At 73.3% G+C, this 17160-nt stretch carries 14 protein-coding genes; 6 read left to right on the top strand and 8 right to left on the bottom strand.

Annotated features, from left to right (window positions below):
• Positions 1-349: 349 nt before the first annotated feature.
• The 3 genes from pta (at position 350) to pyk (ending at position 5246) form a co-directional block, all read left to right on the top strand.
• Positions 350-2506, top strand: a complete 2157-nt coding sequence (pta, locus tag IE219_RS08070) for a phosphate acetyltransferase (protein ID WP_189975864.1) — start codon at positions 350-352, stop codon at positions 2504-2506.
• Positions 2503-3741 (top strand): acetate kinase, encoded by a 1239-nt coding sequence (locus IE219_RS08065; RefSeq protein WP_189975863.1) that lies wholly within the window; start codon positions 2503-2505, stop codon positions 3739-3741. The genes pta and IE219_RS08065 overlap by 4 nt, the downstream gene beginning before the upstream one ends.
• Before the next feature lie 74 nt (positions 3742-3815).
• The gene (pyk, locus tag IE219_RS08060; RefSeq protein WP_189975862.1) at positions 3816-5246 is read left to right on the top strand and encodes a pyruvate kinase; all 1431 of its coding nucleotides are present in this window, start codon (positions 3816-3818) and stop codon (positions 5244-5246) included.
• 93 nt (positions 5247-5339) lie between these two features.
• Here the strand turns inward: pyk and IE219_RS08055 are convergent, their stop codons facing one another.
• The 4 genes from IE219_RS08055 to IE219_RS08040 all read right to left on the bottom strand — a co-directional run bounded on the left by IE219_RS08055 (position 5340) and on the right by IE219_RS08040 (position 9576).
• Positions 5340-6653, bottom strand: coding sequence for a hypothetical protein (locus tag IE219_RS08055; RefSeq protein ID WP_189975861.1), 1314 nt, complete (start codon positions 6651-6653; stop codon positions 5340-5342).
• Positions 6643-7242 (bottom strand): DUF6114 domain-containing protein, encoded by a 600-nt coding sequence (locus IE219_RS08050; RefSeq protein WP_189975860.1) that lies wholly within the window; start codon positions 7240-7242, stop codon positions 6643-6645. Before IE219_RS08050 ends, IE219_RS08055 begins: the two co-directional genes overlap by 11 nt.
• 115 nt (positions 7243-7357) lie before the next feature.
• Positions 7358-8023 carry a DUF6230 family protein gene (locus IE219_RS08045; protein WP_189975859.1) on the bottom strand — a complete coding sequence of 222 codons (666 nt, stop codon included), beginning with the start codon at positions 8021-8023 and terminating at the stop codon, positions 7358-7360.
• A 584-nt stretch (positions 8024-8607) separates the two neighbouring features.
• On the bottom strand, positions 8608-9576 hold the full coding sequence (locus IE219_RS08040; protein WP_189975858.1) for a tetratricopeptide repeat protein: 969 nt from the start codon (positions 9574-9576) through the stop codon (positions 8608-8610).
• Positions 9577-9828: 252 nt separating this feature from the next.
• Between IE219_RS08040 and IE219_RS08035 the strand changes: the two genes are divergently transcribed.
• Positions 9829-10461 carry a TetR/AcrR family transcriptional regulator gene (locus IE219_RS08035; protein WP_189975857.1) on the top strand — a complete coding sequence of 211 codons (633 nt, stop codon included), beginning with the start codon at positions 9829-9831 and terminating at the stop codon, positions 10459-10461.
• 121 nt (positions 10462-10582) lie between these two features.
• On the opposite strand, the gene IE219_RS08030 is transcribed toward IE219_RS08035, so the two are convergent.
• The 3 genes from IE219_RS08030 to IE219_RS08020 all read right to left on the bottom strand — a co-directional run bounded on the left by IE219_RS08030 (position 10583) and on the right by IE219_RS08020 (position 12970).
• Complete coding sequence (locus tag IE219_RS08030) at positions 10583-10915, bottom strand: DUF3817 domain-containing protein (protein ID WP_189975856.1); 333 nt, start codon at positions 10913-10915, stop codon at positions 10583-10585.
• 87 nt (positions 10916-11002) lie between these two features.
• On the bottom strand, positions 11003-11512 hold the full coding sequence (locus IE219_RS08025) for a MarR family winged helix-turn-helix transcriptional regulator (RefSeq protein ID WP_189975855.1): 510 nt from the start codon (positions 11510-11512) through the stop codon (positions 11003-11005).
• A 9-nt stretch (positions 11513-11521) separates the two neighbouring features.
• Positions 11522-12970: an MFS transporter gene (locus tag IE219_RS08020; protein ID WP_189975854.1), complete on the bottom strand. Its 1449-nt coding sequence runs from the start codon at positions 12968-12970 to the stop codon at positions 11522-11524.
• 89 nt (positions 12971-13059) lie between these two features.
• On the opposite strand from IE219_RS08020, the gene IE219_RS08015 reads away from it, so the two are divergent.
• Together IE219_RS08015 and IE219_RS08010 are read left to right on the top strand one after the other, a co-directional pair.
• On the top strand, positions 13060-14055 hold the full coding sequence (locus tag IE219_RS08015; protein WP_189975853.1) for an ArsR/SmtB family transcription factor: 996 nt from the start codon (positions 13060-13062) through the stop codon (positions 14053-14055).
• An 89-nt stretch (positions 14056-14144) separates the two neighbouring features.
• Entirely contained in the window at positions 14145-15167 is a 1023-nt protein-coding gene (locus IE219_RS08010; RefSeq protein WP_189975852.1) for a glycoside hydrolase family 6 protein, read from the top strand.
• Between the two features lie 6 nt (positions 15168-15173).
• Here IE219_RS08010 and glxA read toward each other — a convergent pair whose 3' ends face one another.
• Entirely contained in the window at positions 15174-17159 is a 1986-nt protein-coding gene (gene glxA / locus IE219_RS08005; RefSeq protein ID WP_189975851.1) for a radical copper oxidase GlxA, read from the bottom strand.
• Between the last annotated feature and the right edge of the window lies 1 nt (position 17160).

Genomic DNA, 17160 nt, shown 5'->3' with positions numbered 1-17160 from the left:
CGGGGCCGTACGGGGGTCTTTCGTCCCTCGGGAAGGGACCTTCGCACAGCGGGCGACCTAGCCAGGTGCGGAGGTATTGTCAAGGGGATGTCGTCGCCCGGTCGGTGCTTCTTCCGTGCCGCGGGTTGACGCCCGGTCGGGCCGGCGCCCCCGGGCGGCACGCCCGGCACGGGACGGCGCCCGGCGGGGACGACGCCCCGGCGGGTCCGCCCGGCGGGGCGCGAGGCAGGACGAGGGCCGGGTCCGCGGCGGCGGGCCGGGCCCTCGCGCGGGACGGCCCGGCCGCCGGGCGGGCCCCTTCCGCAGGACCTTCAGGGCTTTTCCGCAGGACTGGACAGGAGACCACGGCGTGACGCGCAGCGTGTACGTGACCGGGATCGACCGCGGGGACGGCCGCCAGGTCGTCGAGCTGGGAGTCATGGAGCTCCTCACCCGCCAGGTGGACCGGGTCGGGGTGTTCCGGCCGCTGGTGCACGACGGCCCCGACCGCCTCTTCGACCTGCTGCGCTCCCGCTACCGGCTGACCCAGGACCCCTCGACGGTCTACGGCATGGACTACCACGAGGCGTCCGCCCTCCAGGCCGAGCAGGGCACCGGCGAGCTCCTCTCCCGGCTGGTCGACCGCTTCCACGCGGTGGCCCGGGAGTACGAGGTCGTCCTCGTCCTGGGCACCGACTTCTCCGCCACCCAGCTCCCCGACGAACTGGCGCTCAACGCCCGGCTGGCCAACGAGTTCGGCGCCTCCGTCATCCCGGTCGTCGGCGGCAAGGGCCAGTCGGCCGAGTCCGTCCGCTCCGAGGCCCGCAACGCCTTCCGCGCCTACGACGGCCTCGGCTGCGACGTGCTCGCCATGGTCGTCAACCGGGTCGCGGCCGAGGACCGCGAGGCCATCGCCGACCGGCTGGCCGCCCGCCTCCCGGTGCCCTGCTACGTCCTGCCGGACGAGCCCGCGCTCGCCGCGCCCACCGTCGCCCAGATCACCCACGCCCTCGGCGCCCGGATCGTCCTCGGCGACGACGCCGGCCTCGCCCGCGACGCCCTGGACTTCGTCTTCGGCGGCGCGATGCTGCCGACCTTCCTCAAGGCCCTGACCCCGGGCTGTCTGGTCGTCACCCCCGGCGACCGGGCCGACCTGGTGGTCGGCGCGCTCGCCGCCCACTCGGCCGGTACGCCCCCGATCGCGGGCGTCCTGCTCACCCTGGACGAGCGGCCCGGCCCGGAGATCCTCGCCCTGGCGTCCCGGCTGGCCCCCGGCACCCCGGTGATCTCCGTGGCGGGCAACAGCTTCCCGACCGCGGGAGAGCTCTTCGCCCTGGAGGGCAAGCTGAACGCGGCCACCCCCCGCAAGGCGGAGACCGCCCTCGGCCTCTTCGAGCGGCACGTGGACACCGCCGACCTGCTGAAGCGGATCTCGGTGGCGCCCAGCGGCCGGGTCACCCCGATGATGTTCGAGCACGAACTGCTGGAGCAGGCCCGCGCCGACCGGCGCCGGGTCGTCCTGCCGGAGGGCGCCGAGGAGCGGGTGCTGCGCGCCGCCGACGTGCTGATCCGCCGCGACGTCTGCGACCTCACCCTGCTGGGCGACGTCGAGGCCATCCGCAAGAAGGCCGCCGACCTGAGCGTGGACCTGCGCGGGACGCGGCTGATCGACCCGCGGACCTCGGAGCTGCGGGACTCCTTCGCCGAGAAGTACGCGGCGCTGCGCGCCCACAAGGGCGTCACGGTGGAGCTGGCGTACGACGTGGTGGCGGACGTGAACTACTTCGGCACCCTGATGGTCGAGGAGGGGCTGGCCGACGGCATGGTCTCCGGCTCGGTGCACTCCACCGCCGCGACCATCCGCCCGGCCTTCGAGATCATCAAGACGGAGACAGCCGCGCGCAGCGCGTCAGGCAGGGTGGCGGCGGGCGACGGGAGGACCAAGCCGGACGCGTCGATCGTCTCCTCGGTCTTCTTCATGTGCCTGGCCGACAAGGTCCTGGTCTACGGCGACTGCGCGGTCAACCCGGACCCGGACGCCGAACAGCTCGCGGACATCGCCGTGCAGTCGGCGGCCACCGCGGCCCGCTTCGGCGTCGAACCGCGGATCGCGATGCTCTCGTACTCGACGGGCACCTCCGGTTCGGGCGCCGACGTGGACAAGGTCCGCGAGGCGACGAAGCTGGTCCGCGCGGCCCACCCGGAGCTGCGGATCGAGGGGCCGATCCAGTACGACGCGGCCGTGGAGCCGTCCGTGGCGGCGACGAAGCTGCCGGACTCGGAGGTGGCCGGCCGGGCCACCGTGCTGATCTTCCCGGACCTCAACACCGGCAACAACACCTACAAGGCGGTGCAGCGTTCGGCCGGCGCCGTCGCCGTCGGCCCGGTCCTCCAGGGACTGCGCAAGCCGGTCAACGACCTGTCGCGCGGCGCCCTGGTCAGCGACATCGTCAACACGGTCGCCATCACCGCGATCCAGTCCCAGGTCCCCGCCGGGGCCGCCGACGCCCAGGAGCCCACCGCATGAGCACCGCCCCGACGCCGGCCCCCGCCCGGGTCCTCGTCCTCAACTCCGGCTCCTCGTCGGTGAAGTACCAGCTCCTCGACATGCGCGGCGGCGAGCGGCTCGCCCAGGGGCTGGTCGAGCGGATCGGCGAGGAGACCTCCCGGCTGGCGCACACCCCGCTGCTCGGCGGCGGTTCCGCGCCGCGCGAGCGGACCGGCCCGATCCCCGACCACGCGGCGGCGCTGAAGGCGGTCGCCGAGGAGCTGGCGGCGGACGGGCTCGGCCTGGACTCCCCCGAACTGGCCGCGATCGGCCACCGGGTGGTCCACGGCGGGCTGCGGTTCACCGAGCCGACCGTCATCGACGACGCGGTGATCGCCGAGATCGAGCGGCTGGTGCCGGTGGCGCCGCTGCACAACCCGGCCAACCTGCTGGGCATCCGCACCGCCATGGCGATGCGCCCCGACCTGCCGCAGGTCGCCGTCTTCGACACCGCCTTCCACACCACGATGCCGGAGTCGGCGGCCCGGTACGCGATCGACGTGGAGACCGCCGACGCGCACCGCATCCGCCGGTACGGCTTCCACGGCACCTCGCACGCGTACGTGTCCCGGGCGACGGCGCGGCTGCTCGGCAAGGAGCCCGAGGAGGTGAACGTGATCGTGCTGCACCTGGGCAACGGCGCCTCCGCCTCGGCGGTGCGCGGCGGCCGGTGCGTCGACACCTCCATGGGGCTGACCCCGCTGGAGGGCCTGGTCATGGGCACCCGCTCGGGCGACGTCGACCCGGCGGTCACCTTCCATCTGAAGCGGGTGGCGGGCATGTCGGCCGACGAGATCGACGTGCTGCTCAACCAGCGGTCGGGGCTGGTCGGGCTCTGCGGCGACAACGACATGCGCGAGATCCAGCGGCGGATCGAGGCGGGCGACGAGCGGGCCGCGCTCGCCTTCGACATCTACGTCCACCGTCTGAAGAAGTACATCGGCGCCTACTACGCGGTGCTCGGCCGGGTGGACGCGGTCGCCTTCACGGCGGGGGTCGGCGAGAACGCCGCCGCGGTGCGGGCGGCCGCCGTCGCCGGCCTGGAGGAGCTGGGGCTCGCGGTGGACGCCGGGCTCAACGCGGAGCGGTCCCGCGAACCCCGGCTGATCTCCCCGGCGTACGCCCGGGTCGCGGTCGCCGTGGTGCCCACCGACGAGGAGCTGGAGATCGCCCGCCAGACCTTCGCCCTGACGCGTGGACAGGTGAACGACTGAGCGGCCCCCCGCCCATTTGTACTTTCCGCCAGCCGGAATATTCCGCAGCGAAACAAACCGATAGGATCCGCCTCATGCGCCGTTCCAAAATCGTCTGCACGCTGGGCCCCGCCGTCGACTCGTACGAGCAGCTGAAGGCTCTCATCGAGGCCGGCATGAACGTGGCCCGATTCAACATGAGCCACGGGAGCCAGGCAGAGCACCAGGGCCGGTACGACCGTCTCCGCAGGGCCGCCGCCGACACCGGCCGCGCCGTCGGCGTGCTGGCCGACCTCCAGGGCCCCAAGATCCGGCTGGAGACCTTCGCCGAGGGCCCCGTCGAGCTGGTGCGCGGTGACGAGTTCACCATCACCACCGAGGACGTCCCCGGCGACAAGTCCATCTGCGGCACCACCTACAAGGGTCTCCCGGGCGACGTGTCCAAGGGCGACCAGGTCCTCATCAACGACGGCAACGTCGAGCTGCGGGTCGTCGAGGTCGAGGGCCCCCGGGTCAAGACCGTCGTCATCGAGGGCGGCGTCATCTCCGACCACAAGGGCATCAACCTGCCCGGCGCGGCGGTCAACGTCCCGGCCCTGTCCGAGAAGGACGTCGAGGACCTCCGCTTCGCCCTCCGCATGGGCTGCGACATGGTCGCCCTCTCCTTCGTGCGCGACGCCGCCGACGTCAAGGACGTCCACAAGGTGATGGACGAGGAGGGCCGCCGGGTCCCCGTCATCGCCAAGGTCGAGAAGCCGCAGGCCGTGGAGAACATGGCCGAGGTCGTCGCCGCCTTCGACGCCGTCATGGTGGCCCGCGGCGACCTCGCCGTCGAGTACCCGCTGGAGCGGGTCCCGATGGTGCAGAAGCGCCTCGTCGAGATGTGCCGCCGCAACGCCAAGCCGGTCATCGTCGCCACCCAGATGATGGAGTCGATGATCACCAACTCTCGGCCGACCCGCGCCGAGGCGAGCGACGTCGCCAACGCCATCCTGGACGGCGCGGACGCGGTCATGCTCTCCGCCGAGTCCTCGGTCGGCGCCTACCCGATCGAGACCGTGAAGACGATGTCGAAGATCGTCGCCGCGGCCGAGGAGGAGCTGCTCGCCAAGGGCCTCCAGCCGCTCGTCCCGGGCAAGAAGCCGCGCACCCAGGGCGGTTCCGTCGCCCGCGCCGCCTGCGAGATCGCCGACTTCCTCGGCGGCCAGGCGCTGGTCGCCTTCACCCAGTCCGGCGACACCGCCCGCCGCCTCTCCCGCTACCGGGCGCAGCAGCCGATCCTGGCCTTCACCACCGACGAGAACACCCGCAACCAGCTCACCCTGAGCTGGGGCGTCGAGTCCTTCGTCGTCCCGCACGTGGACAACACCGACGCCATGGTGGACCTGGTCGACGCCGAACTGCTGAAGCTCCAGCGGTACAACGCGGGCGACACCATGGTCATCACCGCCGGCTCGCCCCCCGGCGTCCCCGGCACCACCAACATGGTCCGCGTCCACCACCTGGGCGGCGGCGAGCGCGACTGACCCCCGGTCCGCGACCGTACGACGCCGGAGCCCCCGTCCTTCCGGAAGGACGGGGGCTCCGGCGTACGAGGACCGGCCGCGGCGGGGCCGGGATCAGCCGGGCTCGATGGTGTTGCGCAGACCGGGCACCTTGAGGGTGCCGCCGAACTGGCCGGCCTGCTTCAGGTGCACGCCGGTGAAGAACAGCTCGGGGATGGTCAGCGGCGGCGGCGACGCGGGGCTGAAGGTGATCGGGATGATCCCGAGCAGGTTGCCCTTCAGCTCCTCCGTGTACATGGTCACCGTGCCGCCGGTGATGGTCGACTCCTCGCCCTTGTTCGAGCGGACGTGGCCGACCAGTCCCGGCGAGTGCTCCGTGATCTGGTGCAGGTCGCGGATCTTCACCCCGGTCGCGGTGAACTTCAGCGCCTTCTTGACCGTGCCGTTGCTGGTCCGCACCTCGACGATGCCGTGGTACTTGAGGCCGCTCAGGGTGAGCTTGGTGCTCTCCAGGAGCCAGGGGGCGTCCGGCAGCAGCGGGATGCCCTGCTCCACCTCGGCGGCGGCGAGCGCCGCCGGGTCCGGGACGGGGCACGGGAAGCGGGGCTTGGCGCCGTCGGGTATGTCGGCGTCCGGCCTGGCGTCCAGGCCCTTGGCGTCCTCGGGCAGCTCCTCGACCTCCACCCCGGCCTCGGCGGCGGCCTTCTCGATCGCCGCCTTGGTCTCCTCGGCGGCGGGCGAGAGGTCCCGGGCCGTCTTCCCGGCCGTCTTCCGCCCGGCGGCCGGTGCCTCGTCCGCGGGCGTCTTCGCCGGGGCGGACGGGGTCGCGGACGCGGACGGCGTGGCGGAGGGCGACGGCGTGGCGGACGGGGTCGCCGCCGGGGCCTTCTTCGGGGCCAGGCCGTCGAAGAAGTCCTTGAGGGCGTCGCCGACGCCCAGCGGGTCGAGCGGGTTCACCGACTTCGTCGGCGTGGGCGTGGCGGTGGGGGCGGCGGTGGCCGAGGGGGTGGCCGTCGGCGCCGCCTTCCGGGCCGCGAGTCCCCGGGCACCGCCGCCGGCCGTCGCCTCCGGGGAGGCGGACGCGGTGGGCGTGGCGGTGGCGGACGGGGTCGCCGTCGGTCCGGCGGTCCCGGTCGGGTCCGGCTTCGCGGTCTCGGTGGCCTTCGCGGTGGGCGTGGCCGTCGTCTCCTCCGCGAGCGGCTCGTCGGAGCGCGTCACACAGGGGCCGGGGGCGAAGGGGACGTCCTTCTCGTCGGCCAGGGCGGGACTGGGCGCGAGGCCCATGCCCACGAAGACCGCGGTCGGCATGGCGGCCAGCGCCATCGCCTTGCCCGCGGGGCCCTGGATCCTGTTCAGCAGCGTCTTGCGAGGGGCCGCGTGGCGCGGTCCGCTCCTCGCGAGGCCCGGCTGGGTCTCGTCACCCCGCACTGTTCCTCCCGCCCTTGGCGTCGATCGTCGTCTCGGTGCCGATCCCGTACGCGCCCTGCGCGGGGATCTCCGGCCCTCCGTCGTGCTCCGCCTCCGCCGCCGGCACGGGCCGGGTCTCCCCGGTCGCGTCGGCCTCCCCGGTCTCCGCCGTCCCGCCGGTCCCCGCGGCCTCCTCCGTCTCCTCCGTCTCCTCGACGGGGGGCGCGGGCGCCCAGGACGCCGACATGGCGCCGCCGACGAGGGCGAGGAGGAACCCGATGACCAGGCCGCCGAAGTTCGACACGGGGATGGACACCAGGGCCAGGACGATCGAGGCGACGCCCGCGAAGACCCGGACGACGGGCTGGAACCACATCGTCAGACCGAGGGTGATGAGCAGGACGCCGATGATCAGCGCTCCCGCCCCGGCGGTGGTCGCCATGGCGAGGGTGACGTTGCCGAGCCGCATGTCCCCGTACGGGAGGTAGGCGATCGGCACGCCGCCCAGCATGGTGAACAGTCCCGCCCAGAAGGGCCTGGTCTGCCGCCAGACCTTGAACCGGTTCTCCTTCTTGGGGACTTCGCGGGAGGCAAGGGTCTCGGCGCTCATGGAAACAGCTCCCTGGAAGCGGTGGTGCTGAGAAAAAGGTGAAGACACCGGGGCCCGGCCCCGGGTGCGGGTGCGGGCCGCCGCGACGGCCCGCACCCTGGAGGACCGGCAGGTCCTAGAAGCACTCCGCCGAGGTGCCCCGGTGCAGGGACAGGCTCAGGTTGGGGAGCTTGAAGGTCGCGGCGGTGGTGGCCCACGCCTTCTGCTGGACGTTGTTGAGCTGGGCCTTCTCGGCGCGCTGGGCGAAGCCGCCCGCCTTGGCGACGGTTCCCGGCTGGATGCCCGGACGGCCCTCCATGGGCTTGCCGTCGGGGCCGAGCTGGGCGGAGCCCGCCGCGACGCCGATGTCGATGTTCTTGAACTCGGCGTCGGCCTTCAGGTCGGAGACGTCGAGGTACAGGCCCTCGGCGTACACCGGCTTGCCGGCCTCGGTGCCCGCGTTCAGCTGGAGGGTGACGTCACCGATGAGCGGGATCTTCGGCGTGACGACCGACTGGCACATCTTGGTGATCCAGGCCTTGTTGAAGCCGGACACCGCGACGGGGGCGCCGAACGGCTTGTCGTCCAGGGTCGTGCCCTGGGCGACGCTGCCGTACTGGACGAAGCCCTCACCGGTGAGGCTTTCGGCCCGGACCTTGAACTCCTGGCCGGAGATGCTGAACGACGCGGCGAGCGCGCCCTGCGCCAGGCCGACGCCGATCGCGGCCGTGGCGGCCACGCTCGGGACCATGACGACGGCGAACCGCTTCCATCTGGTCCCGCCACGAACCTGGGACTTCATGAGAATCCTCCTTCTCGGACGTACATCTCCAAAAAGGGCCCGGGGCCCGTCCTGGGATGGGAGAAGAGCTACGTCCTCGGGAAGGAGAGCGCCGGGGCGTCGGAAGGCGCGGACGCGCGTCCCGATCACCGGCGATCACCCCCGAGCGACAACCATGTGCCGCGCGTGCGCACGGCCCGGTGGACAGGTCCTGCCCGGTGGGAGCAGGAACCCCCCTGTCCGTGACCGGCGGCCTGTGGCGCCGGTCCGCCCGGTGGGGACCCTCGCCGCCGTCCCGGGTGGGGCGTGCGGTTCGGACCGAGCGTGGCCGATCGTGGTCCATTCCCGGCGCCCGCACAAGGGGTTCATTACTCACTAGTAACGGACGCGTGACCATGCCATGGCGTGATGCCGCCACTCGGGTACGCAGGGTGGGGGTGTGTGGTGCGGAAAATCCGCATAAGAAATGTCGAACCCGGACAGAACCACGAGTTCGATTTACTGGAAGTAACAGCGGCCGCGTTTATCAAGATTTGGTAAAGCGCGGCCGCCACTTGTCACCGTGTCGCCAAATCGCCAGGGGCTCCGGGGCCCCGGACGCTCACTCAGAACAGCACGCGCGCCAGCGCCTGCCGGGCCGCGGTCACCCGCGGGTCGTCCGGACCGATCACCTCGAACAGCTCCAGGAGCCGGACGCGCGCCGCGTCCCGGTCCTCGCCGAAGGTGCGGCGCACGGTCTCCACGAGCCGCCCGAAGGCGTCCTGCACGTGACCGCCCACCAGATCGAGGTCGGCGGCGGCGATCTGCGCGGCGACGTCGGCCGGATCGTCCGCCGCGTTCTTCCGGACCGTCTGCGGGTCCTGGCCCTGCACCCGGCTGAGGAGCTCGGCCTGGGCGAGGCCCAGCTTCGCCTCGGGGTGCTGCGGGTCGTCCGCGAGCACGTTCTTGTACGCCTGCACCGCACCGGCCAGGTCACCCGCGTCCAGCGCGGACATGGCCGCTTCGAGGAGGGCGTCGTACGGACCGGCCGGGAGGTCGGCGGGACCGGCGGCGCCCTCGGCGTCCGCGTCCACGACGATCCCGGTGAGGCCGAAGCGCTCCTCGCCGACCTGGATGAGCTGGTCCAGCGTCTGCCGGATCTGGGCCTCCGGCACCGCGCCCTGGAAGAGGGGCAGCGCCTGGCCGGCGACGACCGCGAAAACGGCCGGAATTCCCTGGATGCCGAACTGCTGCATCAGCATCTGGTTGGCGTCGACGTCGATCTTCGCGAGGAGGAAGCGGCCGTTGTACTCGACGGCCAGCCGCTCCAGGAGCGGGCCGAGCTGCTTGCAGGGCTCGCACCACTCGGCCCAGAAGTCGAGGACGACCGGGACCTCGGCGGAGCGCTGGAGCACGTCGCTCTCGAAGCCCGCCTCGTCGACGTCGATCACGAGGGCGGAGGGCGGCACCGCCGCGGGGCCGCCGTGCCGGGCGGCCTCGGCGCGCGCCTGCTCCGCCTTGGTCTTGGCCTCTCCGGCCGCCTTCACCGCGGCGAGGTCGACGACGCCGCTCATGGACATGTTTCGGGGCTGCATGAGTACATCCTCCCCCCTCCGCGCGCGGATGCCGAAAGCCGTGGCCGAACAGCGCCCTCCCCCGAGGGCGCTCCTGGTGTGCGCCGGGTCCCCACCCGGTGCGATGGTTGTCGCTCAGGCCGCTCTGAGAAGCCTTTCGCTACGGGTCGTAGCGTAATGGCCCGGACCCGGCCGGGGGGAGCCCCCTACGGTGAACTGCCTCACATCGCGCACCCCTGGCGCCTTACTTACCGGCGGGTATGGTCGTCGTCCATGCGCAGCCGCACCACCCCCGACACCCCCCGCACCGGTCGCCCCCGCTCCGCCGAGGCCGACGAGGCCATCCTGGAGGCGACCCGCGCGGCCCTGGTGGAACTGGGCTGGTCGAAGCTCACCATGGGCGACGTCGCCACCCGCGCCGGAGTCGCCAAGACCACCCTGTACCGCCGCTGGGCCAACAAGAACGAGCTGGTCGTCGACGCCGTCGCGGTCCTCTTCGACCAGCTCGAACTGCCCGATCTGGGCTCCCTCCAGGCCGACATCGAGCATGTCGTCCTCCAGTTCGCGGGCCTCCTCGAACGCCCCGAGACCAAGACCGCGCTGATGGCCGTGGTCGCCGAGTCCACCCGGGACGCCCCGCTGCGCGAGCGGATCCGCGCCTCGATCGTGGACCGGCAGAAGCGGCTCGTCCTGGACGGCCGGCGGCGCGCCCAGGAGCGCGGCGAACTCCCCTCGGAGCGCGAGCCGCTGACCGCCGACGCCATCGACGACCTGATCTTCGACGTGGTCGCGGGCGCGGTGGTGCACCGGGCCCTGGTCAGCGCCGAGCCGGTCGACGCCCAGTGGGTGGCCCGCCTCTCCGCCCTCCTGGTCGGCGGCCTGGGCGCGGTGGCCGCCCTGGGCTGACGTCCGCCCGTGAAGGTGCCGGGCACGGCCGCGAAGCGGCCCGCGGCGGTGCGCGGACGCGGCGGAGGGCCGGTGCGGGACGCTTCCCGTACCAGCCCTCCCCCGTCGTGCCGCGGCCCGGCTACGCCTTGGCGGGAACCGGCTGTCCGCCGCCGATCAGCGGCTTCACCTCGGCGACCACCTTGCGCTCGACGAAGAACGCGGCGAGCGGGATGGTGCCGGAGAGCAGGATCCACACGATCTTGCCGAACGGCCAGCGGGCCTTGGAGCCCAGGTCGAAGGCGAAGACCAGGTAGATGATGTAGAGGACGCCGTGGGCCTGGGAGACCGCGAAGGTCACGTCCTCGCCGGTGTCGAAACCGTACTTGGCGACCATGCACCCGCAGAGGATCAGGAGCATGACGGCGGTCACGTACGCCATGACGCGGTAGCGGGTCAGCACGCTGGATTTCATGGCTCCGAGCGTAACCGCCCGTTCCGGCCGATCTTCGCCGGGGTCGGCCGGGGTCCGGAGGGAGTCAGAGCGGGGTCCGGGCGGGGTTCAGCCCTCGTCGAAGTCCTCCGCCGCCACCCGCAGCGGCCGGAGCATCGCGAAGATCTCGGCGCACTCCTCGGAGTCGTAGGCGCCCAGGCCGAAGTCCATCTCCATCAGGTCGCGGGTGGCCGCCTCGACCACCTCGCGGCCCTTGTCCGTGATGGAGGCGAGGGTGCCGCGCCCGTCGTTCGGGTTGGGCCGCTTGGCGACCAGGCCCGAGCGGACCAGCCGGTCGACGGTGTTCGTCACGGAGGTGGGGTGGACCATCAGCCGCTCGCCGATCTTCGACATCGGCAGCTCGCCCTCCTTGGAGAAGGTGAGCAGCACCAGCGCCTCGTACCGGGCGAAGGTCAGCCCGTACGGCTTCACGACCGCGTCCACCTCGGCGAGGAGGATCTGGTGGGCGCGCATGATCGAGGTGATCGCGGACATCGCCGGGACCGGACCCCACCGCTTCTGCCAGAGTTCGTCGGCACGGGCGATCGGGTCGAACGGGAGACTGAGCGGCTTCGGCACGCCCCGACCTTACCGACAGGTCACATGCCGGTCAGCCCTGTCTCGCCTTTCGGTCGCCAGGAGGCCGCCGACGGCGAGGACGGCGAGGGCTCCGGCGCCCGCGACGACGAGGTGGACGGGGACGAACTCGGCGGCCAGGCCCGCGGCCGCCATGCCGAGCCCCTGGACGGTCATCATCCCGGCCGTCATCAGGGTCATCGCCCGCCCGCGCCGCTCCTCGGGGACGGCCGCCACGAACCAGGCGTCGAGACCGAGGGTGTACGCGCCCGCGGCGCCGGCCAGGACGAGGGCGAGCGCGGCGAGCGCGGGCCCGGGGCGGAGCGCGTAGAGGAGGAAGGGCAGGAAGCCGGCGACGAGCAGCGGGGCGACCAGCCGGGAGCGGGTGGCGGGGCGCAGGACGGCGCCGGCGAGGAGTTCGCCCGCGACGGTGCCGACGGGCAGGGCGCACATGAGGAGGCCGAGGGCGGCGGTGGAGACGCCGAGGTCGTCGGCGTAGGGGGCGGCGAGCGCCTCGGGGGCGACGACGAAGAACGGCGGCACCCAGAACAGCAGCATCAGGGTGCGGATCCGGCGGTCGCGGAGCACGCCCCAGGTGGCGGCGAGTCCTTCGCGGCGGCCGTCGGCGGCGCGGGCGGGGCGGCGGACGGTGCCGAGGCGCAGCAGCAGGGCGGAGAGCAGGAAGGTGGCGGCGGTCAGCGCGATGGCGCCGCGGGCGGGGACGACGGTGAGGAGGACGCCGCCGACGCCGAAGCCGGCGAGGAGGGCGGTCTGGGAGACGATCCGCAGCAGCGAGCGGCCCAGGACGAAGAGGTCGCCGTCGCCGAGGACGTCGGCGAGGGTCGCGAGGCGGGTGCCCTGGAAGACGGGGGCGACGGCGGCGGCCGCGCAGCGCAGGGCGAGGAGTCCGGCGACGGGGGTGGCGGGCACCACCATCAGCCCGACGCAGGCCGCGCAGACGAGGTCGCAGACGACGAGGACCCGGCGGGGCGGGTACCGGTCGGCGAGTCCGGCGAGGAGGGTGCCGCCGAGGAGGTAGGGGAGGAAGCCGAGGGCGAAGGTGAGGGAGGAGAGGAGCGGGGAGCGGGTGAGGTCGTAGACGAGGACGGTGAGCGCGATCTCGCTGACGACGAGTCCGAGCAGCGAGCACAGGTGGGCGGCGAAGACGAAGCGGAACTCGCGCACCCGGAAGACCGCGAGGTAGCCGCCCTCCGGTGCGGGGGCCGCCTCGTCCCGGCCGCCGCCCGGGGCGGGGCCGGGCCGGGCGGGGGCGGGCGCGGACGGAGCGGGCTCGGGTCGGGAGGGCTCCGCCGCGCCGGACACGGGGGCGTCGGGGCGGGACGCGTTCGGGGCCGGGGCCGGGTCCGGGGCCGCGTTCGGGTGCGGGTTCGAGTGCGGGTGCGGGTTCGGTGTGGGGGCGGACGGTGGGGTCGGGGAGGGGGCGGGGTGCTGCGAGGGCATGGGGGGAGCTTGGGGCGGGGGGCGGTCGCGGCCCTAGACTTTCGGCTCCAGGCGAATCTTCGCGAGATCCGGTGTCAGGGGGCGGTGGCGTGCCGTACCGCTTGTCCTTCGGCGAGGCGGACGTGCTGCGCGTCCGGTTCGCCGTGTCGCCGCTGTGGGAGACGCACTCGGCCGTGCGGGTGCTGGCCCGGCCCCATCAGCAGGGCTACCACCTGCCGTGGCTGCGGCGGGTGGCCGGGGCGGCGCGCGGGCTGGACCTGGCGCCGCTGCACCTGCTGATGCCGCGCCAGGGGCATTCGCCGGACTTCCTGTTCCCGCCGCCGCTGGGGCCGGCCGGCACGTTCGAGGAGGAGATCGCGGCCGTGCGGGCGGCGGACCCGGTGGTGGCGGGCGCGGACATGGCGCGGGCGCTGGCCTGCACTCCGGGGGCGGCGAGGAGCGCGGCGGGGCGGGCGGTGCTGGCGGATCCGGCGGCGGCGGTGGCCCGGCTGGCGGCGCTGCTCGAAGCGGCGTGGGAGGCGCTGGTGGAGCCGGAGTGGCCGCGGCTGCGGGCGCTGCTGGAGGCGGACGTGGCGTACCACTCGCGCCGGCTGGCGGAGGGCGGGCTGGAGCGGCTGCTGGCGGAGCTGCACCCGTCGTTCTCGTGGGACGCGGCGGCCACGACGCTGAGCGTGACGTCGTACCGGGGCGAGCACGTGCGGGCGCTGGGCGGGCAGGGGCTGGTGCTGCTGCCGTCGGTGTTCATCTGGCCGGAGGTGGTGAGCGGTTTCGATCCGCCGTGGCAGCCGACGGTGGCGTATCCGGTGCGCGGCATCGGCGGGCTGTGGACGGAGGCGCGGGGGCGGACGCCGGAGGTGCTGGGGCGGCTGCTCGGTCCGGTGCGGGCGGAGGTGCTGTGCGCGCTGGCGGAGCCGATGGGCACGTCGGCGCTGGCGCACCGGCTGGGGCGGGCGCCGTCGACGGTGTCGGCGCACCTGTCGGTGCTGCGGGAGGCGGGGCTGCTGACCTCGCGGCGGTACGGCCACCAGGTGCTGTACGAGCGGACGCCGCTGGGGATCGCGGTGTCGCAGCCCGACGTGGGCTGACCGCCATGTCACGATGAGTCAGGTTCGTCACGTTCCGTCGTGGGCGGGCGAGCGCCCGTACTCCCCGTGTTGCCGACCCTGGGGGCCGGATGTCCCGCCGTACCACCGTCACCGCCGCCGCCCTCGCGGCCGTCCTGCTGCTGGCCGGCGCCGGCTGTTCCGCCGAGGAGCCCGCCCCGTCGCCGGTGGGGCCGCCCGCCGCGTCGGGGGGCGTGCCGCCGGGGCCGACCGGGGGGTCGCCGTTCTGGGTCGATCCGCAGAGCGACGCGGCGCGGCAGGTGCGCCGGTACGAGTCGGAGGGCCGGGCGGAGGACGCCCGGGTGCTGCGGCGGATCGCGGACCAGCCGGTGGCGGACTGGCCGGCGGGCGACGACCCGGTGCCGGAGATCCGGCGGGCGGTGGCGGGCGCGGCGGCGGAGAAGCGGACGGCGGTCTTCGTGGCGTACAACATCCCGCACCGCGACTGCGGGATGTACTCGGCGGGCGGGGCGCACGACGGGCAGGCGTACCGGGCGTGGGTGGACGCCTTCGCGTCGGCGCTCGGGGACGCGAAGGCGGTGGTGGTCCTGGAGCCGGACGCGGTGCCGCACGTGGTGGACGGCTGCACGCCGGAGCAGTACCACGGGGAGCGGCTCCAGCTCCTGTCGGAGGCGATCGAGCGGCTGAAGCGGCAGCCGGGGACGCGGGTCTACCTGGACGCGGGGAACCCGGCGTGGATCGACGATCCGGGGAAGCTGGTGGAGCCGCTGCGGCGGGCGGGGATCGCCCGCGCGGACGGCTTCTCGCTGAACGTGTCGAACTTCCAGACGAACGCGGCGGTGCGGGACTTCGGGGCGACGCTGTCGGGGCTGCTGGACGGGATGCACTTCACGATCGACACGAGCAGGAACGGCGCGGGCCCCCTCCCGGGGGACCGGGCGGAGGCCTGGTGCAATCCCCCGGGCCGGTCGCTCGGCGTGCCGCCGACGGACCGGACCGGGGACGCGCTGGTGGACGCGTACCTGTGGATCAAGCGTCCGGGGGATTCGGACGGGCAGTGCCGGGGCGGTCCGGCCGCGGGGACCTGGTGGCCGGAGTACGCCCTCGGGCTGGCCCGCCGGGCCGGTTCCTGAGCGGCTTCACCCGGTCTCCGCGGCCGGCTTGCCCTTCACCTGGATCCAGGTGGCCTCGGACGGGATGCCGTCCCGGTCGGTGACGAAGAGCATGTACCAGCCGGGCGGGACGAGGCTGGGGTCCTCGGGGGCGTCGACGGTGACGGTGCGGCCGTCGGCGCTCCGGGTGAGGCCCAGCGCGATCGAGCGCTGCTCGACGTCGGTGGTGTGGGTGACGGCGCTGGGGCGCATGAGGCGGGCCTTGGCGATGCGGCCGGCGTCGGGGGTGGTGAAGGTGGCGCGGCCGTTCTCGTCGAGCGCCTCGGGGCCCTTGCCGAGGGAGGGCCGGTTCGCGCCGGCCCGGTGGAGGTAGGGCGGGGTGAAGACCTCGATGCGCTGCTCGAAGGTGCCGAGCTTGGTGTTGTCCTTGTCGTCGAAGAGGGGGTCGGAGCCGAAGGTGGCGACGCGCCCGTCGGGGAGGAGCAGGGCCTCGGAGTGGTAGTTGCGGCCGACGGTGGGCTCGGCCGCCTCGGCGAAGGCGTTGGCGGCGGGGTCGTAGAACTGGGCCTTGAGGATGTCGCTGCCGCTGCGTCCGCGGTAGTCGCGGGAGCCGCCGGTGGTGAAGACGGTGTCGTCGGGGAGCAGGACGCTGCTGAGGTAGCGGGTGCCCTGCGGGAGCGGGGGGCCGTCCTTGAAGGAGGGGGTCTCCTGGCCGAGGTCGACGATGGCGGTGCGGGCGGTGGACTTGGCGGACTCGCCGACGCCGCCGCCGCCGAGGACCATGACCTTCTGGTCCTGCGCGGGCGGCAGGATCAGGGAGGCGGAGGTCTCCAGCTGGTCGGGGTCGGTGAGGCCGGGGAGCTTGGTGAAGGTGTTGCTCTTGAGGTCCCACAGGCCGGGGGCGCGGCCCTTGTCGGCGGGGCCGTAGCCGGCGTTGGAGCCGGTGTAGAGGAGCTGTCCGCCCTTGGTGAGGAAGAGGGAGGGGTAGGTGGGGAAGTAGCGGAAGGGGCCCTTGGTCCACTTCTTGGTGGCGGGGTCGTAGATCTCGTTGTCGCCGGGGACGACGTCGCCGACGTCGTTGAGGCCGGAGACGGCGAGGACCCGGCCGTCCTGGAGGCCGACGAGGGTCGGGTACCAGCGGGCGTCCTTCATGGGGGCGACGGGGACGTACTTCTCCGCCTTCGGGTCGAACTCGTAGGCCGACTTGATGCCCTGGAAGTCCTGCTTCTCGGTGGTGAGCTTCTGGGCGAGGCCGTAGACGTTGTCGGCGTCCTCGCCCTTGAGGCCGACGACCTCGTACTGGGCGGCCTCGGTGGTGAGGGCCTGCGGGCCCTCCTCGACGGCCTCGACGAAGACGCGGGCCTCGGCGGCGGTGACCTTGGTCTTCCAGGGCTTCATCTGGCCGGTCTTGAAGTACGAGATCTCGAACTCGCGCTTGGCCTTGGGGACGGTGACGTCGGTGGTGGTGACGTACTCGACGCCGGACGGGGAGCGGAAGCGGGTGCCCTTCTTGAGGGTGACGGCCTTGTCGGGGCTCTCGTTCTTGACCCGCATGCCGCCGCCGGCCTTCTTCACCCCGCCGTCGAGGACCTCGTAGCGGGCGGTGCCGCCGGCCACCAGGAGGCGGCCGTCGGGGAGCTGGCTGTGGCCGGCGCAGAAGAAGTCCTCGGGGGTGGGGATCTTCTTGAAGGTGTTCTTGACCGGGTCCCACAGGACGGTGTCGAAGGTGCCCGCGTCGAAGTTCTTCTGGTTGTTGCCGGAGCCGGCGATCAGCAGCACCTTGCCGGTGCGCAGGAGGGCGGCGTGGATGGCGTTGACGCGGGCGCCGTCGGGGACGGAGACGCCGGTCCAGGAGCCGTACTTCTTCTGGTAGTCGGGCTGGGCGATCTTGTAGGCGTGGTAGCGCTCCGAGGCGAAGGAGACGGCGGCGGGGGCGTTGAGCGCCGCGAGGACGAGGACGGCTCCGCTGCCGAGCAGGGTCTTCTTGAACTTCTTCGACGGCCGGTAGGCCATG

The sequence above is a fragment of the Streptomyces termitum genome (assembly GCF_014650175.1).
Lineage (GTDB): Bacteria > Actinomycetota > Actinomycetes > Streptomycetales > Streptomycetaceae > Streptomyces > Streptomyces termitum.
This window is presented reverse-complemented; position numbering and strand designations above follow the sequence as displayed.

Coding starts and splice junctions, on each gene's coding strand:
- IE219_RS08065 (WP_189975863.1), top strand. CDS start 2,503: ATGAGCACCGCCCCGACGCCGGCCCCCGCCCGGGTCCTCGTCCTCAAC.
- pyk (WP_189975862.1), top strand. CDS start 3,816: ATGCGCCGTTCCAAAATCGTCTGCACGCTGGGCCCCGCCGTCGACTCG.
- IE219_RS08050 (WP_189975860.1), bottom strand. CDS start 7,242: ATGAGCGCCGAGACCCTTGCCTCCCGCGAAGTCCCCAAGAAGGAGAAC.
- IE219_RS08045 (WP_189975859.1), bottom strand. CDS start 8,023: ATGAAGTCCCAGGTTCGTGGCGGGACCAGATGGAAGCGGTTCGCCGTC.
- IE219_RS08040 (WP_189975858.1), bottom strand. CDS start 9,576: ATGCAGCCCCGAAACATGTCCATGAGCGGCGTCGTCGACCTCGCCGCG.
- IE219_RS08035 (WP_189975857.1), top strand. CDS start 9,829: ATGCGCAGCCGCACCACCCCCGACACCCCCCGCACCGGTCGCCCCCGC.
- IE219_RS08030 (WP_189975856.1), bottom strand. CDS start 10,915: ATGAAATCCAGCGTGCTGACCCGCTACCGCGTCATGGCGTACGTGACC.
- IE219_RS08020 (WP_189975854.1), bottom strand. CDS start 12,970: ATGCCCTCGCAGCACCCCGCCCCCTCCCCGACCCCACCGTCCGCCCCC.
- IE219_RS08010 (WP_189975852.1), top strand. CDS start 14,145: ATGTCCCGCCGTACCACCGTCACCGCCGCCGCCCTCGCGGCCGTCCTG.
- glxA (WP_189975851.1), bottom strand. CDS start 17,159: ATGGCCTACCGGCCGTCGAAGAAGTTCAAGAAGACCCTGCTCGGCAGC.